General features: G+C 55.2%; 25 protein-coding genes and 4 tRNA genes. All 29 read left to right on the plus strand.

What is annotated here, in order from left to right; all coding sequences use genetic code 11:
* Positions 1-246: 246 nt before the first annotated feature.
* The gene (birA, locus tag HBO12_RS04660) at positions 247-1,206 is read left to right on the plus strand and encodes a bifunctional biotin--[acetyl-CoA-carboxylase] ligase/biotin operon repressor BirA (RefSeq protein ID WP_170041631.1); all 960 of its coding nucleotides are present in this window, start codon (positions 247-249) and stop codon (positions 1,204-1,206) included.
* Positions 1,196-1,945, plus strand: a complete 750-nt coding sequence (locus HBO12_RS04665; RefSeq protein WP_170041632.1) for a pantothenate kinase — start codon at positions 1,196-1,198, stop codon at positions 1,943-1,945. Before birA ends, HBO12_RS04665 begins: the two co-directional genes overlap by 11 nt.
* A gap of 7 nt (positions 1,946-1,952) precedes the next feature.
* Positions 1,953-2,399 (plus strand): hypothetical protein, encoded by a 447-nt coding sequence (locus HBO12_RS04670; RefSeq protein ID WP_170041633.1) that lies wholly within the window; start codon positions 1,953-1,955, stop codon positions 2,397-2,399.
* A gap of 142 nt (positions 2,400-2,541) precedes the next feature.
* Positions 2,542-2,626 (plus strand) — tRNA-Tyr (locus HBO12_RS04675).
* A 24-nt stretch (positions 2,627-2,650) separates the two neighbouring features.
* Positions 2,651-2,724: transfer RNA gene (locus HBO12_RS04680), tRNA-Gly, on the plus strand.
* 26 nt (positions 2,725-2,750) lie between these two features.
* Positions 2,751-2,826 (plus strand) — tRNA-Thr (locus HBO12_RS04685).
* Between the two features lie 158 nt (positions 2,827-2,984).
* Positions 2,985-3,060: transfer RNA gene (locus HBO12_RS04690), tRNA-Trp, on the plus strand.
* A gap of 45 nt (positions 3,061-3,105) precedes the next feature.
* Positions 3,106-3,474 carry a preprotein translocase subunit SecE gene (gene secE, locus HBO12_RS04695; RefSeq protein ID WP_076964128.1) on the plus strand — a complete coding sequence of 123 codons (369 nt, stop codon included), beginning with the start codon at positions 3,106-3,108 and terminating at the stop codon, positions 3,472-3,474.
* Positions 3,475-3,483: 9 nt separating this feature from the next.
* Positions 3,484-4,017, plus strand: coding sequence for a transcription termination/antitermination protein NusG (gene nusG / locus HBO12_RS04700; protein ID WP_003176436.1), 534 nt, complete (start codon positions 3,484-3,486; stop codon positions 4,015-4,017).
* 117 nt (positions 4,018-4,134) lie between these two features.
* Complete coding sequence (gene rplK, locus HBO12_RS04705; RefSeq protein ID WP_003210097.1) at positions 4,135-4,566, plus strand: 50S ribosomal protein L11; 432 nt, start codon at positions 4,135-4,137, stop codon at positions 4,564-4,566.
* Complete coding sequence (gene rplA / locus HBO12_RS04710) at positions 4,566-5,261, plus strand: 50S ribosomal protein L1 (protein ID WP_003176434.1); 696 nt, start codon at positions 4,566-4,568, stop codon at positions 5,259-5,261. Before rplK ends, rplA begins: the two co-directional genes overlap by 1 nt.
* 200 nt (positions 5,262-5,461) lie before the next feature.
* Entirely contained in the window at positions 5,462-5,962 is a 501-nt protein-coding gene (gene rplJ / locus HBO12_RS04715; protein ID WP_003176433.1) for a 50S ribosomal protein L10, read from the plus strand.
* A gap of 78 nt (positions 5,963-6,040) precedes the next feature.
* Positions 6,041-6,406, plus strand: a complete 366-nt coding sequence (rplL, locus tag HBO12_RS04720; protein ID WP_003210093.1) for a 50S ribosomal protein L7/L12 — start codon at positions 6,041-6,043, stop codon at positions 6,404-6,406.
* Between the two features lie 219 nt (positions 6,407-6,625).
* A complete protein-coding gene (rpoB, locus tag HBO12_RS04725; protein WP_029299252.1) occupies positions 6,626-10,699 on the plus strand; it encodes a DNA-directed RNA polymerase subunit beta in 4,074 nt (1,357 codons plus the stop codon).
* A gap of 64 nt (positions 10,700-10,763) precedes the next feature.
* Positions 10,764-14,963 carry a DNA-directed RNA polymerase subunit beta' gene (gene rpoC / locus HBO12_RS04730; protein ID WP_169951377.1) on the plus strand — a complete coding sequence of 1,400 codons (4,200 nt, stop codon included), beginning with the start codon at positions 10,764-10,766 and terminating at the stop codon, positions 14,961-14,963.
* Positions 14,964-15,179: 216 nt separating this feature from the next.
* A complete protein-coding gene (gene rpsL, locus HBO12_RS04735) occupies positions 15,180-15,551 on the plus strand; it encodes a 30S ribosomal protein S12 (RefSeq protein WP_002555494.1) in 372 nt (123 codons plus the stop codon).
* Positions 15,552-15,668: 117 nt separating this feature from the next.
* Positions 15,669-16,139 carry a 30S ribosomal protein S7 gene (gene rpsG / locus HBO12_RS04740; RefSeq protein ID WP_002555493.1) on the plus strand — a complete coding sequence of 157 codons (471 nt, stop codon included), beginning with the start codon at positions 15,669-15,671 and terminating at the stop codon, positions 16,137-16,139.
* 30 nt (positions 16,140-16,169) lie between these two features.
* The gene (gene fusA / locus HBO12_RS04745) at positions 16,170-18,275 is read left to right on the plus strand and encodes an elongation factor G (RefSeq protein WP_029299268.1); all 2,106 of its coding nucleotides are present in this window, start codon (positions 16,170-16,172) and stop codon (positions 18,273-18,275) included.
* 30 nt (positions 18,276-18,305) lie between these two features.
* Entirely contained in the window at positions 18,306-19,499 is a 1,194-nt protein-coding gene (gene tuf, locus HBO12_RS04750; RefSeq protein WP_003176426.1) for an elongation factor Tu, read from the plus strand.
* A gap of 157 nt (positions 19,500-19,656) precedes the next feature.
* A complete protein-coding gene (gene rpsJ / locus HBO12_RS04755; RefSeq protein ID WP_003186070.1) occupies positions 19,657-19,968 on the plus strand; it encodes a 30S ribosomal protein S10 in 312 nt (103 codons plus the stop codon).
* Between the two features lie 81 nt (positions 19,969-20,049).
* Positions 20,050-20,685: a 50S ribosomal protein L3 gene (gene rplC / locus HBO12_RS04760; protein WP_003194649.1), complete on the plus strand. Its 636-nt coding sequence runs from the start codon at positions 20,050-20,052 to the stop codon at positions 20,683-20,685.
* Between the two features lie 12 nt (positions 20,686-20,697).
* Positions 20,698-21,300, plus strand: a complete 603-nt coding sequence (gene rplD / locus HBO12_RS04765; RefSeq protein WP_057438746.1) for a 50S ribosomal protein L4 — start codon at positions 20,698-20,700, stop codon at positions 21,298-21,300.
* Positions 21,297-21,596: a 50S ribosomal protein L23 gene (gene rplW, locus HBO12_RS04770; RefSeq protein WP_002555488.1), complete on the plus strand. Its 300-nt coding sequence runs from the start codon at positions 21,297-21,299 to the stop codon at positions 21,594-21,596. Before rplD ends, rplW begins: the two co-directional genes overlap by 4 nt.
* Positions 21,597-21,610: 14 nt before the next feature.
* Positions 21,611-22,435 (plus strand): 50S ribosomal protein L2, encoded by an 825-nt coding sequence (rplB, locus tag HBO12_RS04775; RefSeq protein ID WP_003176423.1) that lies wholly within the window; start codon positions 21,611-21,613, stop codon positions 22,433-22,435.
* A gap of 16 nt (positions 22,436-22,451) precedes the next feature.
* Positions 22,452-22,727, plus strand: a complete 276-nt coding sequence (rpsS, locus tag HBO12_RS04780) for a 30S ribosomal protein S19 (RefSeq protein ID WP_002555486.1) — start codon at positions 22,452-22,454, stop codon at positions 22,725-22,727.
* A gap of 11 nt (positions 22,728-22,738) precedes the next feature.
* Positions 22,739-23,071 carry a 50S ribosomal protein L22 gene (gene rplV, locus HBO12_RS04785; RefSeq protein ID WP_003103908.1) on the plus strand — a complete coding sequence of 111 codons (333 nt, stop codon included), beginning with the start codon at positions 22,739-22,741 and terminating at the stop codon, positions 23,069-23,071.
* A gap of 13 nt (positions 23,072-23,084) precedes the next feature.
* Positions 23,085-23,771 carry a 30S ribosomal protein S3 gene (rpsC, locus tag HBO12_RS04790; RefSeq protein ID WP_003176422.1) on the plus strand — a complete coding sequence of 229 codons (687 nt, stop codon included), beginning with the start codon at positions 23,085-23,087 and terminating at the stop codon, positions 23,769-23,771.
* Between the two features lie 12 nt (positions 23,772-23,783).
* Entirely contained in the window at positions 23,784-24,197 is a 414-nt protein-coding gene (gene rplP, locus HBO12_RS04795; RefSeq protein ID WP_003232424.1) for a 50S ribosomal protein L16, read from the plus strand.
* A complete protein-coding gene (gene rpmC, locus HBO12_RS04800; RefSeq protein ID WP_002555481.1) occupies positions 24,197-24,388 on the plus strand; it encodes a 50S ribosomal protein L29 in 192 nt (63 codons plus the stop codon). The genes rplP and rpmC overlap by 1 nt, the downstream gene beginning before the upstream one ends.
* Position 24,389: the final 1 nt, after the last annotated feature.

Below are 24,389 nucleotides of genomic sequence, written 5' to 3' on the forward strand. Positions count from 1 at the left end.
GCAGTGAAACGATGCATCGCCGATGGTAGTGTGGGGTTTCCCCATGTGAGAGTAGGTCATCGTCAAGATTAAATTCCGAAACCCCAATTGCGAAAGCAGTTGGGGTTTTGTTTTGGGCGGTCGAAAAACTCGAAAATGCTTGGTCGGTTGTCTAGTTGAGGTTGCTCTATCGCCTGTTATGTTGCTTTCTATGCAATGGCTCTACGCATGGCTATCATGCGTGCCTCATTGTGAGGCGAGACCTGCATGCTGACGTTGTTAAAACTTCTGAAAGATGGCCGATTCCACTCGGGTGAAGCGCTAGGTGCGGTCCTGGGTGTCAGTCGTAGTGCTGTGTGGAAACAGCTCCAGCATCTGGAGGTTGAGCTGGGCCTGACGATTCATAAGGTCAGGGGGAAAGGCTATCAATTGGCATCCCCGCTGGTTCTATTGAGTGCTGACGAGATCGCCTTGAAGTCGCCGGTCTGTGCGGGTTCGGTTTTCATCTCGGATACCATCGATTCCACGAATGCCGAAGCTTTGCGTCTAATCGATGCGGGGCAGGCGGCGCCGTTCCTGGTTCTGTCGGAGCAGCAGACTGCAGGCAGGGGGCGTCGAGGGCGTAAGTGGGTCAGTCCGTTTGCACAGAATGTTTACTACAGCCTTGTACTTCGTATCGATGGTGGTTTGCGACAGCTCGAGGGTTTGAGTCTTGTGGTGGGCTTGGCGGTAATGCAAACCCTGCGCGACTTGGGTGTTCAGGGTTCGGGTTTGAAATGGCCGAATGATGTTCTTGTTGGGTCAAAAAAGATTGCGGGCATCCTTCTTGAGTTGGTAGGCGATCCTGCTGATGTGTGCCATGTAGTGCTCGGTATTGGTATCAATGCCAACATGCAAAGCGCCGCAGAAGTTGATCAGCAGTGGACATCGATACAGCTCGAAGCGGGTCGCAGGGTAGATCGAAATCATCTGGTCGCTCACCTGGGTCAGGCATTGCAGGCTTATCTCGAGCGTCATAGAGATTCCGGCTTCTCGGTGATCCGCGAGGAGTGGGAGCGGAGTCATCTATGGCAGGGCAGGGCGGTGTCATTGATCGCCGGTGTTAACCAAGTAGACGGGGTTGTGCTAGGTATTGACGGTCAGGGCGCGCTGCGTCTCGAAGTGGATGGTGTTGAGAAAATATACAGTGGCGGTGAGTTAAGCCTGAGGTTGCGTGATGATTCTTGAGCTCGACTGTGGGAATAGCTTCATCAAATGGCGAGTTCTGGAGGCGAACCAGGCGGTCGTTTTCGCTGAAGGCGTTGTGGATTCCGATGTGGCGTTGTTGGGTGGCCTCCATTCATTGGCTGGTCTTTCACTGCAACACTGTAGGTTGGTGAGCGTGCGCGCCCAGGAGGAGACGAATCGTCTGGTCGGCGTGTTGGTTGCCGCTTTTGGTGTCTCTATAAGCTGTGCTGCGCCGTCGCGTGAGATGGCGGGTGTGCGCAATGGATATGAGGAATATGCCCGTCTGGGGCTGGATCGTTGGTTAGCAATGCTGGGAGGCTTCCGCCTGGCCTCTGGAGCATGTTTGGTGCTGGATTTTGGTACGGCGGCCACTGCTGATTTCATTACGGCGGATGGCGAGCATCTTGGGGGATTTATCTGCCCTGGCATGCCGCTGATGCGCAATCAGCTGCGAACCCACACCCGTAAAATACGTTATGACGATGTTGCAGCTGAGCGTGCGCTGGAAAGCCTGGTGCCTGGACGTACGACTGCACAAGCCGTAGAGCGTGGTTGTACGCTCATGCTTCGCGGCTTCGCTGAGTCGCAACTGGAGCTGGCCCAGAGTTACTGGGGCGAAGACTTCTCAGTATTCCTTACGGGTGGTGATGCTGAGTTAGTCGCCGATGCTCTGCCAGGCGCTCGGTTCGTTCCGGACCTGGTATTTGTTGGTCTGGCGATGGCATGCCCTTTGTCTTGAGGTTTCTATGCGTTGGTTGTTTCTGTTGTTGCTGGTTCTCAATGTCTTTTATTACATCTGGCACCAGCAAGAGGCCCCGTTGCGTGCGAAGGATGTAACGCCCCTGGCGCTATATCGGGGCTCTCAGCAGGATATTCAATTGCTGAGTGAGTCAGCCGACGCAATGACCCGTCGTGATCGGCCCAGGGCGTCAGAAGCGCCGGCCGATTGCTTGTATATTGGCGGCTTTGCCAGTCAGGAGCAGGCGCAGTTCCTCGAGCAGCGCCTGACCAGTCTGGATATCAAGGTCAGGATCCAGTCATTGGCTGGTGCAGGTATGCCCGCTTTTTGGTTGCGTGTGGCACCTGAAAGTCGCCGCTTGGCTGACGATCTGCCGTTTGAAAGCCTTGCTAATGAATTCAATGAGTTAAAACATAAAATAATGCCGTGCGAAGGCATTGCAAGTGTCGAATAGTTTGCATAGAATGGCGCCCGCTCCACAGCGATGACCTACTTGGGAAATTGGTGTGAAGCGATCGTCACGCAGCTAACCTCATATTTTTAATGAGAAAATGCTTGACAGAAGGTCGGCTTAATGTAAAATGCCGGCTCGCTTAGGAGGGGTTCCCGAGCGGCCAAAGGGATCAGACTGTAAATCTGACGTCTACGACTTCGAAGGTTCGAATCCTTCCCCCTCCACCATTTTTAGCGTGAGCTGCAAGCTCCGCGGGTATAGTTTAGTGGTAGAACCTCAGCCTTCCAAGCTGATGATGCGGGTTCGATTCCCGCTACCCGCTCCAAGTTTGCAGGTTGTGCAAGGTGTTTTGCTCTTGTAGCTCAGTTGGTAGAGCACACCCTTGGTAAGGGTGAGGTCAGCGGTTCAAATCCGCTCAAGAGCTCCATATAACAAGGCAGATATGAAAATATCTGCCTTTGTTTTAACAGCTGTCTCGGCTTGATTCTTTTTTACCTGGTGTTATCGGGTTGTTTCAAGTCTCTTGGGGTTGGTTGTTGTAAAGTCTTTTTCAGGCCTGCATAATGGTCGGCCTGATTTTGTTTTAGGTCAGTAGCTCAATTGGCAGAGCGACGGTCTCCAAAACCGTAGGTTGGGGGTTCGATTCCCTCCTGACCTGCCAGATTCACGTGGTGTATCTGGCTTTCTTTTCACAGGATCTTCATAGATGACTCCTAAGGCTGAAGCTCAAAGCTCTCGTTTCGATCTGGTTAAGTGGCTCGCTGTCGTCGCTTTGGTGGTCGTAGGCGTTGTTGGCAATCAGTATTATTCTGCTTCGCCGATCCTGTACCGCGTACTCGTATTGCTCGCTCTCGCTGCTGCGGCTGTCTTCATCGGTCTGCAGACTGTAAAGGGTAAGTCTTTCGCCGTACTGGTTAAGGAAGCTCGCACCGAAATACGTAAAGTCGTTTGGCCGACTCGCCAAGAAACCACGCAGACCACGCTGATTGTTGTGGCTGTTGTTTTGGTTATGGCGTTGCTGTTGTGGGGGCTTGATTCCCTGCTCGGCTGGCTTGTTTCCTTGATTGTTGGCTAAGGGTGTCCCGTGGCTAAGCGTTGGTACGTTGTGCATGCTTACTCGGGTTACGAGAAGCATGTCATGCGCTCTTTGCTAGAGCGCGTAAAGCTGGCAGGCATGGAAGATGGCTTCGGCGAAATTCTGGTTCCCACTGAAGAAGTGGTTGAAATGCGTAATGGCCAGAAGCGCAAAAGCGAACGCAAGTTCTTCCCTGGCTACGTGCTGGTACAGATGGACATGAATGAGGGTACTTGGCACTTGGTCAAGGATACCCCTCGCGTCATGGGCTTCATTGGCGGTACCGCCGATAAGCCTGCGCCGATCACTGACAAGGAAGCGGAAGCGATTCTGCGTCGTGTTGCTGACGGTAGCGACAAGCCGAAGCCGAAGACGTTGTTCGAACCGGGCGAGGTTGTTCGTGTCACTGATGGTCCGTTTGCTGATTTCAACGGCACTGTCGAAGAAGTTAACTACGAAAAGAGCCGGATCCAAGTGGCGGTGCTCATTTTCGGTCGCTCTACCCCGGTAGAGTTGGAGTTCAGTCAGGTCGAAAAGGTCTAGCTGACAAAGCATCCCAACCCCGCAGCCTTAGGCTGTGGGGTTTTGTCGTCACTGGGATAAACGCGCAAGTAACCGGGGAGCCTTTCGAGGCGCTTGAACCCGTAATTGGAGTGCCTCATGGCCAAGAAGATTACCGCTTACATCAAGCTGCAAGTGAAGGCCGCACAGGCCAACCCTAGCCCACCCGTCGGTCCAGCTCTGGGTCAGCACGGCGTGAACATCATGGAATTCTGCAAGGCCTTCAACGCCCGTACTCAGGGTATTGAGCCAGGTCTGCCGACTCCAGTGATCATCACTGTATACAGCGACCGTAGCTTCACCTTCGAAACCAAGTCGACCCCGGCTTCGGTTTTGTTGAAGAAAGCTGCAGGTCTGACTAGCGGTTCCGCTCGTCCGAACACCGTTAAGGTTGGCACCGTAACTCGTGCTCAGCTGGAAGAAATCGCGAAAACCAAAAACGCGGATCTGACTGCAGCTGATATGGATGCAGCCGTGCGTACCATCGCCGGTTCTGCTCGTAGCATGGGCCTTAACGTGGAGGGTGTGTAATGGCTAAGCTGACCAAGCGCCAAAAGGCTATCGCCGGCAAAATCGAAGCGGGCAAGTCCTACAATTTTGTAGACGCTGCTGCTCTGCTGACCGAGCTGTCGACTGTCAAGTTCAGCGAGTCCGTTGACGTTGCTGTAAACCTGGGTGTTGACCCACGTAAATCCGACCAGGTCGTTCGTAGCGCTACTGTGCTGCCACACGGTACTGGCAAGACTGTACGTGTTGCTGTCTTCACCCAAGGCCCGGCAGCTGAAGCTGCTCTGGCCGCTGGCGCCGATCGCGTTGGCATGGACGACCTGGCTGCCGAAATGAAAGGCGGCGACCTGAACTATGACGTAGTTATTGCCTCCCCGGATGCAATGCGCGTTGTAGGTCAGTTGGGTCAGATCCTGGGTCCACGTGGTCTGATGCCTAACCCGAAAGTCGGTACCGTAACTCCAGACGTAGCTACCGCGGTTAAAAACGCCAAGGCTGGTCAGGTTCGTTATCGCACTGACAAAAACGGCATCATTCACACCTCCGTTGGCAAGGTCGGCTTCGACGCCGTCAAGCTGAAGGAAAACGTTGAAGCCCTGATCGCTGATCTGAAGCGTATCAAGCCAGCTTCCTCGAAAGGTATCTACGTCAAGCGCGTTACCCTGAGCACCACTATGGGCCCAGGTCTGGTCATCGACCAAGGCTCGCTGGACGTATAAGACACAAACTGGCGCGAGAGATCGCGCCAGTTGAAAAAATTGGGGTCCCTGCCTGGCGGGGGCTATCCAAGACCGTAGGCGACGCAAGTCTTAAACCATCAAGCCTACGCAGATGGTGCTCCCGGTTCCTTACCGAATCAGACACCAAAACGACATCCGGCCTAGGCCAGATGAAACGGTAACAAGCAGGAGTTAAACCCGTGGCAATTAATCTCGAAGACAAGAAGGCCATCGTCGCTGAAGTCAACGAGGCTGCCAAAGCTGCTCTGTCCGCTGTCGTGGCTGATGCCCGTGGTGTGACAGTAGGCGCTATGACCGGACTCCGTAAAGAGGCTCGTGAAGCTGGCGTATACGTACGTGTTGTACGTAACACCCTGCTCAAGCGCGCTGTTGCTGACACTGAATACAGTGTCCTCAACGACGTGTTCACCGGCCCGACTCTGATCGCGTTCTCCAAGGATCATCCAGGCGCTGCTGCCCGTTTGTTCAAGGAATTCGCCAAGAGTCAGGATAAGTTCGAGATCAAGGCAGCTGCGTTCGAGGGCAAGTTCCTCGCAGCTAACCAAATCGACGTACTGGCAACACTGCCGACCCGTAACGAAGCTATTTCGCAGCTGATGAGCGTGATTCAAGGCGCTACCAGCAAGCTGGCTCGTACTCTGGCCGCAGTTCGCGAGCAAAAAGAAGCTGCAGCAGCCTAAGGCTGAGCAACTTCTCTCGCGTTTTTTTGTTTATTTCGATGGCCGCGTAGGCCGTCCCCCAATTCAGGAAATACAGCAATGTCTATCTCCCAAGACGATATCCTCAACGCCGTAGCTGAAATGTCGGTTCTGCAGGTTGTTGAGCTGATCAAAGCTTTCGAAGAAAAATTCGGCGTTTCCGCTGCCGCTGCTTCCGCTGGCCCAGCTGTTGCTGCTGTTGCTGCTGAAGAGCAAACCGAATTCAACGTCATGCTGCTGGAAGCTGGCGAGAAGAAAGTAAACGTGATCAAGGCAGTACGTGAACTGACCGGTCTGGGCCTGAAAGAAGCCAAGGCTGTAGTTGACGGCGCTCCTGCCCAGGTTCTGGAAGCAGTGTCGAAAGACGCCGCTGACAAAGCCAAAGCAGTACTGGAAGAAGCAGGCGCTAAAGTCGAGCTGAAGTAAGCATCGACCTTGCGTTTCCAGCCCAAGCGTTAAGCTGAAGGCTGATGGCTGGTGGCTCTTGCCACCGGCCTTTTTCCGTTCTTGGCTGTCGACTCGGTCGCCGCCACTAACGCGCTGTAGCCACCCGATGCGGTGGTGCAAACCATGGGGTTTGCAAGATTTTCTGGCTGCTCCCGTCGGGAGGGCCAAACAAGCAGGTGACCAAGCTGGGGAACGCTGATGGCTTACTCATATACTGAGAAAAAACGTATCCGCAAGGACTTTAGCAAGTTGCCGGACGTCATGGATGTCCCGTACCTTCTGGCTATCCAGCTGGATTCGTATCGTGAATTCTTGCAGGCGGGAGCGACCAAAGATCAGTTCCGCGACGTGGGCCTGCATGCGGCCTTCAAATCCGTTTTCCCGATCATCAGCTACTCCGGCAATGCTGCGCTGGAGTACGTCGGTTATCGCCTGGGCGAACCGGCATTTGATGTCAAAGAATGCGTGTTGCGCGGTGTTACGTACGCCGTACCTTTGCGGGTAAAAGTTCGTCTGATCATTTTCGACAAAGAATCGTCGAACAAAGCGATCAAGGACATCAAAGAGCAAGAAGTCTACATGGGCGAAATCCCATTGATGACTGAGAACGGTACCTTCGTTATCAACGGTACCGAGCGTGTAATCGTTTCCCAGCTGCACCGTTCCCCGGGCGTGTTCTTCGACCACGATCGCGGCAAGACGCACAGCTCCGGCAAGCTCCTGTACTCCGCGCGGATCATTCCGTACCGTGGTTCGTGGTTGGACTTCGAGTTCGACCCTAAAGACTGCGTGTTCGTGCGTATCGACCGTCGTCGCAAGCTGCCGGCCTCGGTACTGCTGCGCGCGCTCGGCTACACCACCGAGCAGGTGCTGGACGCTTTCTACACCACCAACGTATTCAGCCTGAAGGATGAAACCCTCAGCCTGGAGCTGATTGCTTCGCGTCTGCGTGGTGAAATTGCCGTCCTGGATATCCAGGATGAGAAGGGCAAGGTCATTGTTGAGGCTGGCCGTCGTATTACTGCGCGCCACATCAACCAGATCGAAAAAGCCGGTATCAAGTCGCTGGACGTGCCTCTGGACTACGTCCTGGGTCGCACTACCGCCAAGGTTATCGTTCACCCGGCGACAGGCGAGATCCTGGCTGAGTGCAACACCGAGCTGAACACCGAGATCCTGGCAAAAATCGCCAAGGCCCAGGTTGTTCGCATCGAGACCCTGTACACCAACGATATCGACTGCGGTCCGTTCGTCTCCGACACCCTGAAGATCGACTCCACCAGCAACCAATTGGAAGCGCTGGTCGAGATCTATCGCATGATGCGTCCTGGCGAGCCACCAACCAAAGACGCTGCCGAAACCCTGTTCAACAACCTGTTCTTCAGCCCTGAGCGCTATGACCTGTCTGCGGTCGGCCGGATGAAGTTCAACCGTCGTATCGGTCGTACCGAGATCGAAGGTTCGGGCGTGCTGTGCAAGGAAGACATCGTTGCGGTCCTGAAGACTCTGGTCGACATCCGTAACGGCAAAGGCATCGTCGATGACATCGACCACCTGGGTAACCGTCGTGTTCGCTGCGTAGGCGAAATGGCCGAGAACCAGTTCCGCGTTGGCCTGGTGCGTGTTGAGCGTGCGGTCAAAGAGCGTCTGTCGATGGCCGAAAGCGAAGGCCTGATGCCGCAAGACCTGATCAACGCCAAGCCAGTGGCTGCGGCGGTGAAAGAGTTCTTCGGTTCCAGCCAGCTCTCGCAGTTCATGGACCAGAACAACCCGCTCTCCGAGATCACCCACAAGCGCCGTGTTTCTGCACTGGGCCCGGGCGGTCTGACCCGTGAGCGTGCAGGCTTTGAAGTTCGTGACGTTCACCCGACGCACTACGGTCGTGTTTGCCCGATCGAAACGCCGGAAGGTCCGAACATCGGTCTGATCAACTCCCTGGCTGCCTATGCGCGCACCAACCAGTACGGCTTCCTCGAAAGCCCGTACCGTGTGGTGAAAGACGCCCTGGTCACCGACGAGATCGTTTTCCTGTCCGCCATCGAAGAAGCTGATCACGTGATCGCTCAGGCTTCGGCCACGATGAACGACAAGAAAGTCCTGATCGACGAGCTGGTAGCTGTTCGTCACTTGAACGAGTTCACCGTCAAGGCGCCGGAAGACGTCACCTTGATGGACGTATCGCCCAAGCAGGTAGTTTCTGTTGCGGCGTCGCTGATCCCGTTCCTGGAACACGATGACGCCAACCGTGCGTTGATGGGTTCCAACATGCAGCGTCAAGCTGTACCGACCCTGCGCGCTGACAAGCCGCTGGTAGGTACGGGCATGGAGCGCAACGTAGCCCGTGACTCCGGCGTTTGCGTCGTGGCTCGTCGTGGCGGTGTGATCGACTCTGTTGATGCCAGCCGTATCGTGGTTCGTGTTGCCGATGACGAAGTTGAAACTGGCGAAGCCGGTGTCGACATCTACAACCTGACCAAATACACCCGCTCGAACCAGAACACCTGCATCAACCAGCGCCCGCTGGTGAGCAAGGGTGATCGCGTTCAGCGTAGCGACATCATGGCCGACGGTCCTTCCACCGATATGGGTGAGTTGGCTCTGGGTCAGAACATGCGCATCGCGTTCATGGCGTGGAACGGCTTCAACTTCGAAGACTCCATCTGCCTGTCCGAGCGTGTGGTTCAAGAAGATCGCTTCACCACGATCCACATCCAGGAACTGACCTGCGTGGCGCGTGACACCAAGCTTGGGCCTGAGGAAATCACTGCAGACATCCCGAACGTGGGTGAAGCTGCTCTGAACAAGCTGGACGAAGCCGGTATCGTTTACGTAGGTGCTGAAGTTGGCGCTGGCGACATCCTGGTCGGTAAGGTCACTCCGAAAGGCGAGACTCAACTGACTCCGGAAGAGAAGCTGCTGCGTGCCATCTTCGGTGAAAAAGCCAGCGACGTTAAAGACACCTCCCTGCGCGTACCTACCGGTACCAAGGGTACTGTCATCGACGTACAGGTCTTCACCCGTGACGGCGTTGAGCGTGATGCTCGTGCACTGTCCATCGAGAAGACCCAGCTCGACGAGATCCGCAAGGACCTGAACGAAGAGTTCCGTATCGTCGAAGGCGCGACCTTCGAGCGTCTGCGTTCCGCCCTGGTAGGCCACAAGGCCGAAGGCGGCGCAGGTCTGAAGAAAGGTCAGGACATCACCGACGAAATCCTCGACGGTCTTGAGCACGGCCAGTGGTTCAAACTGCGCATGGCTGAAGATGCTCTGAACGAGCAGCTCGAGAAGGCCCAGGCCTACATCGTTGATCGCCGCCGTCTGCTGGACGACAAGTTCGAAGACAAGAAGCGCAAACTGCAGCAGGGCGATGACCTGGCTCCAGGCGTGCTGAAAATCGTCAAGGTTTACCTGGCAATCCGTCGTCGCATCCAGCCGGGCGACAAGATGGCCGGTCGTCACGGTAACAAAGGTGTGGTCTCGGTGATCATGCCGGTTGAAGACATGCCGCACGATGCCAATGGCACCCCGGTCGACGTTGTCCTCAACCCGTTGGGCGTACCTTCGCGTATGAACGTTGGTCAGATCCTTGAAACCCACCTGGGCCTCGCGGCCAAAGGTCTGGGCGAGAAGATCAACCGTATGATCGAAGAGCAGCGCAAGGTCGCAGACCTGCGTAAGTTCCTGCACGAGATCTACAACGAGATCGGCGGCCGCAAAGAAGAGCTGGACACTTTCTCCGACCAGGAAATCCTGGATCTGGCGAAGAACCTGCGCGGCGGCGTTCCAATGGCTACCCCGGTGTTCGACGGTGCCAAGGAAAGCGAAATCAAGGCCATGCTGAAACTGGCAGACCTGCCAGAAAGCGGCCAGATGCAGCTGTTCGACGGCCGTACCGGCAACAAGTTCGAGCGCCCGGTTACTGTTGGCTACATGTACATGCTGAAGCTGAACCACTTGGTAGACGACAAGATGCACGCTCGTTCTACCGGTTCTTACAGCCTGGTTACCCAGCAGCCGCTGGGTGGTAAGGCTCAGTTCGGTGGTCAGCGTTTCGGGGAGATGGAGGTCTGGGCACTGGAAGCATACGGTGCTGCATACACTCTGCAAGAAATGCTCACAGTGAAGTCGGACGATGTGAACGGTCGTACCAAGATGTACAAAAACATCGTGGACGGCGATCACCGTATGGAGCCGGGCATGCCCGAGTCCTTCAACGTGTTGATCAAAGAAATTCGTTCCCTCGGCATCGATATCGATCTGGAAACCGAATAACACGTGACGCGAATCGAGAGCGGGGCTGTTTAGCCCGCTCTCTGCTCCGCCAGGAGGAAAGGCCTTGAAAGACCTACTGAATTTGCTGAAAAACCAGGGTCAAGTCGAAGAGTTCGACGCCATCCGTATTGGATTGGCATCGCCTGAGATGATCCGTTCGTGGTCGTTCGGTGAAGTTAAAAAGCCGGAAACCATCAACTACCGTACGTTCAAACCTGAGCGTGACGGCCTGTTCTGCGCCAAGATCTTTGGCCCGGTAAAGGATTACGAGTGCCTGTGCGGTAAGTACAAGCGCTTGAAGCACCGTGGTGTGATCTGCGAGAAGTGCGGCGTTGAAGTTGCGCTGGCCAAGGTTCGTCGTGAGCGCATGGCGCACATCGAGCTGGCTTCGCCGGTTGCCCACATCTGGTTCCTGAAATCGCTGCCGTCCCGTATTGGCTTGCTGATGGACATGACCCTGCGTGATATCGAACGCGTTCTCTACTTCGAGAGCTATGTCGTTATTGATCCAGGCATGACCACCCTTGAAAAGGGTCAGCTGCTCAACGACGAGCAGTACTTCGAGGCGCTGGAAGAGTTCGGCGACGATTTCGATGCCCGCATGGGTGCTGAAGCTGTCCGCGAACTGCTGCACGCTATCGACCTGGAACACGAGATTGGCCGCCTGCGTGAAGAAATTCCGCAAACCAACTCCGAAACCAAGATCAAGAAACTGTCCAAGCGTCTGAAGTTGATGGAAGCCTTCCAGGGTTCCGGCAACCTGCCAGAGTGGATGGTGCTGACCGTTCTGCCGGTTCTGCCGCCAGACCTGCGTCCGCTGGTACCGCTGGACGGTGGTCGTTTCGCGACGTCCGACCTCAACGACCTGTACCGCCGCGTGATCAACCGTAACAACCGCTTGAAGCGCCTGCTTGATCTGTCCGCTCCGGACATCATCGTGCGCAACGAAAAGCGTATGTTGCAAGAAGCGGTCGATGCCCTGCTCGACAACGGCCGTCGTGGCCGCGCTATTACCGGTTCCAACAAGCGTCCTCTGAAATCCTTGGCTGACATGATCAAGGGTAAGCAAGGTCGTTTCCGTCAGAACTTGCTCGGTAAGCGTGTTGACTACTCCGGTCGTTCGGTAATTACCGTAGGCCCGACCCTGCGTCTGCACCAGTGCGGTCTGCCTAAGAAGATGGCTCTTGAGCTGTTCAAGCCGTTCATCTTCGGCAAGCTGGAAATGCGCGGTCTCGCGACCACCATCAAAGCGGCCAAGAAAATGGTCGAGCGCGAACTGCCAGAGGTTTGGGACGTTCTTGCTGAAGTGATTCGCGAACACCCGGTCCTCCTCAACCGTGCACCGACCCTTCACCGTCTGGGTATCCAGGCGTTTGAACCGGTACTGATCGAAGGTAAGGCTATCCAGCTGCACCCTCTGGTCTGTGCTGCGTACAACGCCGACTTCGACGGCGACCAAATGGCCGTGCACGTACCGCTGACACTGGAAGCCCAGTTGGAAGCGCGTGCGTTGATGATGTCGACCAACAACATCCTGTCGCCAGCCAACGGTGAGCCAATCATCGTTCCGTCGCAGGACGTTGTATTGGGTCTGTACTACATGACCCGTGAAGCGATCAACGCCAAGGGCGAAGGTCGTGTGTTCGCTGACCTGCAAGAAGTTGACCGTGTGTTCCGTGCTGGCGAAGCCGCACTGCACGCCAAGGTCAAGGTGCGCATCCACGAAACGGTCAACGACCGTGACGGCGGCAGCGTGAGCAACACCCGGATCGTCGACACCACTGTCGGCCGTGCGCTGTTGTACCAGGTTGTGCCAAAAGGTCTGTCGTACGACGTCGTCAACCTGCCGATGAAGAAAAAGGCGATCTCCAAGCTGATCAACCAATGCTACCGCGTGGTTGGTCTGAAAGAGACCGTGATCTTCGCTGACCAGTTGATGTACACCGGTTTTGCTTATTCGACCATTTCCGGCGTTTCCATCGGTGTTAACGACTTCGTTATCCCGGATGAAAAAGCCCGCATCATCAGTGCTGCCACTGATGAAGTGAAAGAGATCGAGAGCCAGTACGCCTCCGGCCTGGTAACCCAGGGCGAGAAGTACAACAAAGTGATCGACCTTTGGTCCAAGGCCAACGACGAAGTTTCCAAGGCGATGATGGCCAACCTCTCGAAAGAGAAAGTCATCGACCGTCATGGCGTCGAAGTCGATCAAGAGTCTTTCAACTCGATGTACATGATGGCCGACTCGGGCGCACGGGGTTCTGCTGCGCAGATCCGTCAGCTCGCCGGTATGCGTGGCCTGATGGCCAAGCCGGACGGCTCCATCATTGAAACGCCGATTACTGCGAACTTCCGTGAAGGTTTGAGCGTACTTCAGTACTTCATCTCTACTCACGGTGCTCGTAAAGGTCTGGCGGATACCGCGTTGAAAACCGCTAACTCCGGTTACCTGACTCGTCGTCTGGTAGACGTTGCACAAGATCTGGTTGTAACCGAGATCGATTGCGGCACCGAGCACGGCCTGCTGATGACTCCGCACATTGAAGGCGGTGACGTTGTAGAGCCGCTGGGTGAGCGCGTATTGGGTCGTGTTATCGCCCGTGACGTGTTCAAGCCAGGTACCGAGGAAATCATCGTTCCTGCCGGCACCCTGGTGGATGAGAAGTGGGTCGAGTTCATCGAACTCAACAGCATCGACGAAGTGATTGTTCGCTCGCCGATCAGCTGCGAAACCCGCTACGGTATCTGCGCCAAGTGCTACGGCCGTGACTTGGCTCGTGGTCACCAGGTGAACATCGGTGAAGCGGTCGGCGTTATCGCTGCCCAGTCCATCGGTGAGCCGGGTACCCAGCTGACCATGCGTACGTTCCACATCGGTGGTGCGGCAAGCCGGACCTCCGCAGCTGACAGCGTTCAGGTGAAGAATGGCGGTACTGTCCGTCTGCACAACCTCAAACACGTTGAGCGAGTGGATGGCCACCTGGTTGCTGTGTCCCGTTCCGGTGAGCTGGCGATCGCTGATGACTTCGGTCGTGAGCGTGAGCGTTACAAGCTGCCGTACGGTGCTGTGATTTCGGTTAAAGAAGGTGACAAGGTCGACGCTGGCGCAATCGTGGCCAAGTGGGATCCGCACACTCACCCAATCGTTACCGAAATGAAAGGTACCGTGACCTACGTGGGCATGGAAGAAGGCATCACGATCAAGCGTCAGACTGACGAATTGACCGGTATGACCAACATTGAAGTCCTCGACGCCAAAGATCGTCCAGCTGCCGGTAAGGACATCCGTCCTGCCGTGAAGATGGTCGATGACAACGGCAAGGATCTGTTGCTGCCAGGCACTGACGTTATCGCTCAGTACTTCCTGCCAGCCAACGCCCTGGTCGGTGTGGCGGATGGTGCGAAGATCGCGATCGGTGATGTTATCGCGCGTATCCCGCAAGAAACTTCGAAGACCCGTGACATCACCGGTGGTCTGCCGCGTGTTGCCGACTTGTTCGAAGCTCGTCGTCCGAAAGAGGCGTCGATCCTGGCTGAAGTCAGCGGCACCATCGCGTTCGGTAAAGAGACCAAGGGCAAGCGCCGTCTGGTCATTACCCCGAACGACGGTAGCGATCCGTATGAAGAGCTGATTCCGAAGTGGCGTCACCTGAACGTCTTCGAAGGCGAACAGGTAAACCGCGGCGAAGTTATCTCCGACGGCCCGAGCGATCCACACGACATCCTGCGTCTGCTGGGTGTGAGTGCGCTGGCCAAGTACATCGTTAACGAGATCCAGGACGTTTACCGTCTGCAAGGCGTGAAGATCAACGATAAGCACATCGAGACCATCCTGCGTCAGATGCTGCGTAAAGTTGAAATCGCTGAATCCGGCGATTCGAGTTTCATCAAGGGCGACCAGATGGAACTGACTCACGTACTGGTAGAAAACGAGCGTCTGGCAACCGAAGAGAAATTTGTTTCCAAGTTCACTCGCGTGTTGCTGGGTATCACCAAGGCGTCGTTGTCCACCGAATCGTTCATCTCGGCGGCCTCCTTCCAGGAGACCACTCGCGTACTGACCGAAGCGGCGGTAACCGGCAAGCGCGATTACCTGCGCGGCCTGAAAGAAAACGTGGTTGTGGGTCGTCTGATCCCGGCCGGTACCGGCTTGGCCTACCACAGCGAGCGCAAGCGTCGCCGTGAACTCGACAAGCCGCTGCGCGTAAGCGCCAGTGAAGTGGAAGCTGCACTGACCGAAGCGCTGAACTCTAGCGGTAACTGAGTTCTGCGATAAATAAGTCCTGGCCCTGGCAGCCCCGTTCGTCGGAACAAGACAGTTTTGTCGGGTTTCGATGGAGGGGGAGGTCGGGGCCTCGCCTTGACTGGGGGCAAGATCCTCTTTAGACTCTTGTACCCCTAAATTTGGCGGGAATTCGTTCCTGCCATTTTGCTTTTCTTGCAAGACAATAGCGTCGCAAGACAACAGTGGAGCTAGTAGATGGCAACTATCAACCAGCTGGTACGTCAGCCGCGTAAGCGTATCGTCGAGAAATCCGACGTACCTGCGCTGCAGAACTGCCCGCAACGTCGTGGCGTATGCACTCGCGTGTATACCACTACGCCGAAAAAACCTAACTCGGCACTGCGTAAAGTATGCCGTGTGCGCCTGACCAACGGTTTCGAGGTTTCCTCGTACATCGGCGGTGAAGGCCACAACCTGCAAGAGCACAGCGTGGTACTGATCCGCGGCGGTCGTGTAAAAGACTTGCCAGGTGTTCGTTACCACACCGTACGCGGCTCCTTGGATACTTCCGGCGTTAAAGGTCGTAACCAGGGTCGTTCGAAGTACGGTACCAAGAAGCCTAAGTAGTAGCGGCTTTTTGTAAACTGAATCATCTTATTTTCTGAGTCGATAAGAGTAAGGTCGGAGGCGTCCCGCAAGGGCACCGATTCCGAACGAACCTGAAGACCGTTTGAGGGCTTATCCATGCCAAGAAGACGCGTAGCAGCCAAGCGCGAAGTGCTTGACGATCCAAAATACGGAAGCCAAATCCTGGCCAAGTTCATGAACCACGTGATGGAAAGCGGCAAGAAAGCCGTTGCCGAGCGTATCGTTTATGGCGCGCTGGAAAAGGTTAAAGAACGCAAGAACAGCGACCCCCTGGAAATCTTCGAGAAAGCTCTCGACGCCATCGCTCCGCTGGTCGAAGTGAAGTCGCGCCGTGTAGGCGGTGCTACTTACCAGGTTCCGGTCGAAGTTCGCCCGTCCCGTCGTAACGCCCTGGCAATGCGCTGGTTGGTAGACTTCGCCCGTAAGCGCGGCGAGAAGTCTATGGCTCTGCGTTTGGCCGGCGAGCTGTTGGACGCTGCTGAAGGTAAAGGTGCTGCTGTTAAGAAGCGTGAAGACGTGCACCGTATGGCTGAAGCTAACAAAGCTTTCTCGCACTACCGCTTCTAATCTTAGCTTCACTAATTTTGCGAGGGCTTTATGGCTCGTACTACTCCGATTAGCCGCTACCGTAACATCGGTATCGTTGCTCACGTGGATGCTGGTAAAACCACCACCACCGAGCGCGTACTGTTTTACACCGGCAAAAGTCACAAAATGGGCGAGGTGCATGATGGCGCCGCGACCACAGACTGGATGGTTCAGGAGCAGGAGCGTGGTATTACCATTACTTCTGCTGCTATTACCGCCTTCTGGAAAGGTTCTGCCAAGCAGTACAAGGACGAGCACCGCTTCAACGTAATCGATACCCCGGGCCACGTTGACTTCACTATTGAAGTTGAACGTTCCCTGCGTGTACTCGACGGCGCCGTCGTTGTGTTCTGCGGTACTTCGGGTGTTGAGCCTCAGTCGGAAACCGTATGGCGTCAAGCCAACAAGTACGGTGTTCCACGTCTTGTTTACGTAAACAAGATGGACCGTGCTGGTGCCAACTTCCTGCGCGTGATCGGTCAGATCAAGCAGCGTCTGGGTCACACTCCGGTGCCAATCCAATTGGCTATCGGTTCCGAAGACAACTTCCAGGGTCAGATCGATCTGATCACCATGGAAGCGGTCTACTGGAATGACGCCGACAAAGGCATGGTTCCTGTTCGCAAGCCTATCCCTGCAGAACTGCAGGAACTGGCTGACGAGTGGCGCAACAACCTGGTTGAGGCTGCTGCCGAAGCCAGCGAAGAGCTGATGAACAAGTACCTCGAAGGTGAAGAACTCACCAATGTGGAAATCAAGGCTGCTCTGCGTCAGCGTACTATCGCTGGTGAGATCGTCTTGGCTGTTTGCGGTTCTTCCTTCAAGAACAAGGGTGTTCCCCTGGTTCTCGACGCCGTTATCGACTACCTGCCTGCTCCAACCGACATTCCTGCTATCAAGGGTACTAACCCTGATAACGAGGAAGAAGAGATGGAGCGTCATGCTGACGACAGCGAACCGTTCTCGGCTCTGGCGTTCAAGATCGCTACCGACCCATTCGTGGGTACCCTGACTTTCGTCCGCGTTTACTCGGGCGTGTTGGCCTCCGGCGACGGCGTGATCAACTCGGTCAAGGGCAAGAAAGAGCGTGTGGGTCGTATGGTGCAAATGCACGCAAACGCCCGCGAAGAGATCAAGGAAGTGCGCGCTGGTGACATCGCGGCCCTGATCGGCATGAAGGACGTCACCACTGGTGAGACTTTGTGCGACGCTGCTAAGCCAATCATCCTGGTTCGCATGGACTTCCCGGAGCCGGTTATCTCGGTTGCCGTAGAGCCTAAGACCAAGGATGACCAGGAAAAAATGGGTATCGCTCTGGGCAAGCTTGCTCAGGAAGATCCATCTTTCCGCGTCAAGACTGATGAAGAGACTGGTCAAACGATCATCTCCGGCATGGGCGAGCTGCACCTGGACATCCTGGTTGACCGGATGCGCCGTGAGTTCAACGTCGAAGCCAACATCGGTAAGCCTCAGGTTTCCTATCGTGAGCGCATCACGAAGAACTGTGAAATCGAAGGCAAGTTCGTTCGTCAGTCCGGCGGTCGTGGTCAGTTCGGTCACTGCTGGATCCGTTTTGCTCCTGCTGACGAAGGTCAGGAAGGTCTGCAATTCGTGAACGAAGTAGTAGGTGGTGTGGTTCCTAAGGAATACATCCCTGCTATCCAGAAGGGCATCGAAGAGCAGATGAAGAACGGTGTTGTTGCCGGCTATCCGCTGATCGGCCTGAAAGCAACCGTTTTTGACGGTTCTTACCACGACGTCGACTCCAACGAGATGGCGTTTAAGGTGGCTGCTTCCATGGCAACCAAGCAACTGGCCCAGAAGGGCGGTGGTGAGTTGCTTGAGCCAATCATGGCGGTAGAAGTTGTTACACCTGAAGACTATATGGGTGATGTCATGGGCGACCTTAACCGTCGTCGCGGCATGATCTTGGGTATGGAAGACACGGTTTCCGGCAAAGTGATTCGCGCCGAGGTTCCGTTGGGTGAGATGTTCGGTTATGCGACCGACGTTCGCTCCATGTCCCAGGGTCGCGCAAGCTACTCTATGGAATTCAAAAAATACAACACAGCTCCGGCGCACATCGCTGAAACTGTATCCAAAAAACAAGGCTGATTCAGTCCTTTAGGCAAGGAGTTAATTGTCGTGGCTAAAGAAAAATTTGATCGTTCCCTACCGCACGTCAACGTTGGCACTATCGGTCACGTTGACCATGGTAAAACCACTCTGACTGCTGCTCTGACTCGCGTTTGCTCCGAAGTATTCGGTTCCGCAATCGTTGATTTCGATAAAATCGACAGCGCACCAGAAGAAAAAGCTCGTGGTATCACCATCAACACCGCGCACGTTGAATACAACTCGCTGATCCGTCACTACGCTCACGTTGACTGCCCAGGTCACGCCGACTATGTGAAGAACATGATCACCGGTGCTGCCCAGATGGACGGCGCAATCCTGGTTTGCTCGGCCGCTGATGGTCCGATGCCACAAACCCGTGAGCACATCCTGCTGTCCCGTCAGGTAGGCGTTCCGTACATCGTGGTTTACCTGAACAAGGCAGACCTGGTAGACGACGCTGAGCTGCTGGAACTGGTTGAGATGGAAGTGCGCGATCTGCTGAGCACTTACGACTTCCCAGGCGACGACACTCCGATCATCATCGGTTCTGCTCGTATGGCTCTGGAAGGTAAAGACGATAACGAAATGGGCACCACGTCCGTTCGTAAACTGGTTGAGACTCTGGACAGCTACATCCCAGATCCAGTTCGTGTTATCGACAAGCCGTTCCTGATGCCAATCGAAGACGTATTCTCGATCTCCGGTCGCGGTACTGTTGTAACTGGTCGTATCGAGCGCGGTATCGTCAAGGTTCAAGATCCACTGGAAATCGTTGGTCTGCGTGACACTACCGTCACCACCTGCACCGGTGTTGAAATGTTCCGTAAGCTGCTCGACGAAGGTCGTGCTGGCGAGAACTGCGGCGTTCTGCTGCGTGGTACCAAGCGTGACGACGTTGAGCGTGGCCAGGTTCTGGTCAAGCCAGGTTCGGTTAAGCCGCACACCAAGTTCGAAGCTGAAGTGTACGTGCTGAGCAAAGAAGAAGGCGGTCGTCACACTCCGTTCTTCAAAGGCTACCGTCCACAGTTCTACTTCCGTACTACTGACGTGACTGGTAACTGCGAACTGCCGGAAGGCGTTGAAATGGTAATGCCAGGCGACAACATCAAAATGGTTGTCACCCTGATCAAAACCATCGCAATGGAAGACGGTCTGCGTTTCGCAATCCGTGAAGGCGGCCGTACCGTTGGTGCTGGCGTTGTAGCTAAAATCATCGAGTAAGCATCTCTTCTGAGATAGCTTCGATGCTTTGAAAAGCCCCCGCTCAGCGGGGGCTTTTTTATTGGGTTGACACCTATCTGGGGCGTCTATAGAATTGCGCCTCCTTTTAACGGGCGCAGTGCGCTCGGTGGGAATAGCAGCCGGAGTCTGAAATCCAATGCAAAATCAGCAAATCCGTATCAGGTTGAAGGCTTTTGACCATCGCCTGATCGACCAATCCACCCAGGAAATCGTGGAAACCGCGAAACGTACTGGGGCACAAGTGCGTGGTCCTATTCCACTGCCTACCCGCAAAGAGCGGTTCACCGTTCTGGTCTCCCCGCACGTCAACAAAGACGCGCGTGACCAGTACGAGATCCGTACTCATAAGCGCGTTCTGGACATCGTCCAGCCAACGGATAAAACCGTTGATGCACTTATGAAGCTTGATCTGGCGGCCGGTGTGGAAGTACAGATCAGCCTCGGCTAAGACTCGGGTCTTAGTCGTGTAACGCTCTGAAATGGGCGGCCATAGCGGGTGAAAGCCCCGTACACTCATGAGGTTTACAACATGACTATTGGTGTAGTCGGTCGTAAATGCGGTATGACCCGTATTTTCACCGAAGAAGGTGTCTCCATTCCGGTCACGGTCATTGAGATCGAGCCGAATCGCGTCACCCAGTTCAAAACTGAAGAAACCGATGGCTATCGTGCAGTGCAAGTCACTGTCGGCGAGCGTCGTGCTTCGCGTGTGACTGCTGCTCAAGCAGGTCACTTCGCTAAAGCAAACGTTGCAGCTGGTCGTACTGTCATGGAGTTCCGTCTTGAAGATGGCGACTACCAGGCTGGCGATCTGATCAACGCTGAAATCTTCGCCGCTGGTCAACTGGTTGATGTAACCGGTCAGTCCAAGGGTAAAGGCTTCCAGGGTACGATCAAGCGTTGGAATTTCCGTGGCCAAGACAACACTCACGGTAACTCCGTTTCCCACCGCGTCCCGGGCTCTATTGGCCAGTGCCAGACTCCTGGTCGTGTATTCAAGGGCAAAAAAATGTCCGGTCATATGGGCGCTGAGCGCGTGACCGTGCAGTCCCTCGAAGTAGTGCGCGTCGACGCTGAACGCAATCTGTTGTTGGTCAAGGGTGCTGTTCCTGGCGCTACTGGCGGCAACCTGGTTGTACGTCCAGCGGCCAAGGCTCGCGGTTAAGGGGAAGCTGACATGCAATTAAATGTAAATGACGCTCAAGCGATCGAAGTTTCCGAACTGACATTTGGCGGCGAATTCAACGAGACGCTCGTTCACCAAGCAGTCGTGGCCTACATGGCCGGCGGCCGTCAAGGTAGCAAGCAGCAAAAGACCCGTTCCGACGTTCGTGGTGGCGGTAAGCGCCCTTGGCGTCAGAAAGGTACTGGCCGTGCTCGTGCCGGTACTATCCGTAGCCCAATCTGGCGTGGCGGCGGTACCACTTTCGCAGCTCGTCCGCAGGATCACTCTCAGAAGCTCAACAAGAAGATGTATCGCGCAGCACTGCGCTCCATCCTTGCTGAACTCGTGCGTACTGATCGTCTGGTCGTGGTTCAGGACTTCGCTGTTGAAGCGCCGAAAACCAAAGATCTGCTGAACAAGCTGAATGGCATGGGTCTGACTGATGTCCTGATCGTGTCCGAAGCTGTTGATCAGAACCTGTACCTGGCTGCTCGCAACCTGCCACACGTTGATGTACGTGACGTGCAAGGTTCCGATCCAGTTAGTCTGATCGCATACGACAAGGTGTTGATCACCGTGTCGGCCGTGAAGAAATTCGAGGAGCTGCTGGGATGAACCAGGAACGCGTATTTAAAGTTCTGCTTGGCCCGCACGTTTCCGAAAAGGCTACGGTTCTGGCTGACAAGAAAGGCCAGTTCGTTTTCAAGGTTGCAACTGACGCAACCAAGCTGGAAATCAAGAAGGCCGTCGAAAGCCTGTTCAGCGTGAAAGTAGAGCGTGTTACTACCCTGAATGTTCTGGGTAAGAGCAAGCGCACTGCTCGCGGTCTGGGCAAGCGTAATGACTGGAAGAAGGCAGTTATCTCCCTTCAGCCAGGCCAAGATCTCGATTTCAGCAGCAGTGCTGAGTAAGGAAGGGGTGCATCATGGCAATCGTTAAATGCAAACCGACTTCCCCTGGCCGCCGTTTTGTGGTCAAGGTGGTCAACCAGGAGCTGCATAAAGGCGCTCCTCACGCACCGCTGCTCGAGAAGAAATCGAAGACTGGTGGTCGTAACAACAATGGTCGTATTACCACTCGTCACATCGGTGGTGGCCATAAGCAGCATTATCGTCTGGTCGATTTCCGTCGCAACGACAAAGATGGCATCTCTGCCACTGTCGAGCGTATCGAATACGATCCAAACCGTACTGCTCACATCGCTCTGCTGCTGTACGCAGATGGCGAGCGTCGCTACATCATCGCGCCTAAAGGCGTGAGTGCTGGCGACCAGCTGATCGCAGGTGCCCTGGCACCGATCAAGCCGGGCAACGCTCTGCAACTGCGTAACATTCCAGTTGGTAGCACCGTACACGGCATCGAATTGAAGCCAGGTAAAGGCGCACAGATCGCTCGTTCCGCTGGTGCTTCGGCTCAGCTGATCGCTCGTGAAGGTGTCTACGTGACCCTGCGTCTGCGTTCTGGTGAGATGCGTAAAGTATTGGCTGAATGCCGTGCGACCCTGGGCGAAGTCTCGAACTCCGAGCACAGCCTGCGTTCGCTGGGTAAAGCTGGTGCCAAACGCTGGCGTGGCGTTCGCCCAACCGTTCGTGGTGTTGCCATGAACCCGGTTGACCACCCACACGGTGGTGGTGAAGGTCGTACCTCTGGTGGTCGTCATCCGGTATCGCCATGGGGCTTCCCGACTAAGGGCGCGAAGACTCGTGGTAATAAGCGTACCGACAAAATGATCGTCCGTCGTCGCAAGTAAATAGAGGGATACGACAGTGCCACGTTCTCTGAAAAAAGGTCCTTTTATTGATCTTCACCTACTGAAGAAGATCGAAGTGGCGGCGGAAAAGAACGATCGCAAACCAGTTAAGACCTGGTCGCGCCGTTCTATGATCCTGCCACAAATGGTCGGTTTGACCATCGCAGTACACAACGGTCGTCAGCACGTCCCAGTTCTCGTTAACGAAGACATGGTCGGCCACAAACTGGGCGAGTTTGCCGGTACCCGCACTTATCGTGGGCACGTGGCAGACAAGAAAGCCAAGCGTTAAGGGGTTAGGAAATGGAAGTAGCCGCTAAGTTGTCGGGCGCTCGAATCTCCGCCCAGAAAGCCCGCTTGGTCGCCGACCAGATCCGCGGGAAGAAGGTGGGCGAAGCGCTCAACTTGTTGGCTTTCAGCAGTAAGAAAGCCGCCGAGATCATGAAGAAAGTGCTGGAGTCGGCCGTAGCCAACGCCGAGCATAACGAAGGCGCAGACGTTGATGACCTGAAGGTCAGCACCGTTTTCGTCAACGAAGGGCGTTCGCTGAAGCGTATCATGCCGCGTGCCAAAGGCCGTGCTGATCGCATCGTCAAGCGGTCTTGCCATATCACTGTCAAGGTTGCTGACAAGTAACGGAGTCGAAGAGATGGGTCAGAAAGTACATCCCATTGGCATTCGCCTGGGAATCGTCAAGGAGCACACCTCCGTCTGGTACGCAGACGGTCGGACTTATGCGGACTATTTGTTCGCTGATCTGAAGGTGCGTGAGTATCTCCAAGACAAACTAAAAAGCGCGTCCGTAAGCCGTATCGATATCCATCGTCCGGCCCAAACTGCACGTATCACTATCCACACCGCTCGTCCAGGTATCGTTATCGGGAAGAAAGGTGAAGATGTTGAGAAACTGCGTCAGGACCTGACCAAGCAAATGGGTGTGCCTGTGCACATCAATATCGAAGAGATCCGCAAGCCGGAGCTCGACGGTATGCTGGTTGCGCAGAGCGTAGCTCAGCAGCTGGAGCGCCGCGTAATGTTCCGTCGTGCTATGAAGCGCGCTGTACAGAACGCCATGCGCATTGGTGCCAAGGGCATCAAAATCCAAGTGAGCGGTCGTCTCGGCGGTGCTGAAATCGCACGTACTGAATGGTATCGCGAAGGTCGTGTGCCGTTGCACACCCTGCGTGCCGACATCGACTATGCCAACTACGAAGCTCACACCACTTACGGTGTGATCGGTGTAAAGGTTTGGATCTTCAAGGGCGAAGTAATTGGTGGTCGCCAAGAAGAACTGAAACCACAAGCACCAGCGCCTCGTAAAAAAGCTGCTAAGTAAGGGGTACGCCAAATGTTGCAACCTAAGCGTACGAAGTTCCGCAAGCAGATGACAGGCCACAACCGTGGTCTGGCTCAGCGCGGTAGCAAAGTCAGCTTCGGCGAGTTCGCGCTGAAGTCTGTAGCTCGTGGTCGTCTCACCGCTCGTCAGATCGAGTCAGCGCGTCGTGCACTGACCCGTCACGTAAAACGTGGTGGCAAGATCTGGATCCGTGTATTCCCGGACAAGCCGATCTCCAAAAAACCTCTCGAGGTTCGGATGGGTAAAGGTAAGGGTAACGTGGAATACTGGGTAGCCCAGATTCAGCCAGGCAAAGTCCTGTATGAAATCGAGGGTGTAACTGAAGAGCTGGCGCGTGAGGCTTTTGCCCTGGCTGCTGCAAAGCTGCCGCTCGCCACCGCCTTTGTTAAACGGACGGTGATGTGATGAAAGCGAATGAACTTCGTGAAAAATCCGCACAGCAGCTGAACGAGCAACTGCTCGGCCTGCTGCGCGACCAGTTCAATCTGCGTATGCAGAAAGCAACTGGCCAGTTGGGGCAGTCTCATCTGCTCTCGCAAGTTAAGCGTGACATCGCTCGCGTGAAGACTGTGCTCAACCAGCAGGCAGGTAAGTGAT

The sequence above is a fragment of the Pseudomonas sp. WS 5059 genome (genome assembly GCF_012985525.1).
In the GTDB taxonomy this organism is placed as follows: Bacteria; Pseudomonadota; Gammaproteobacteria; order Pseudomonadales; family Pseudomonadaceae; genus Aquipseudomonas.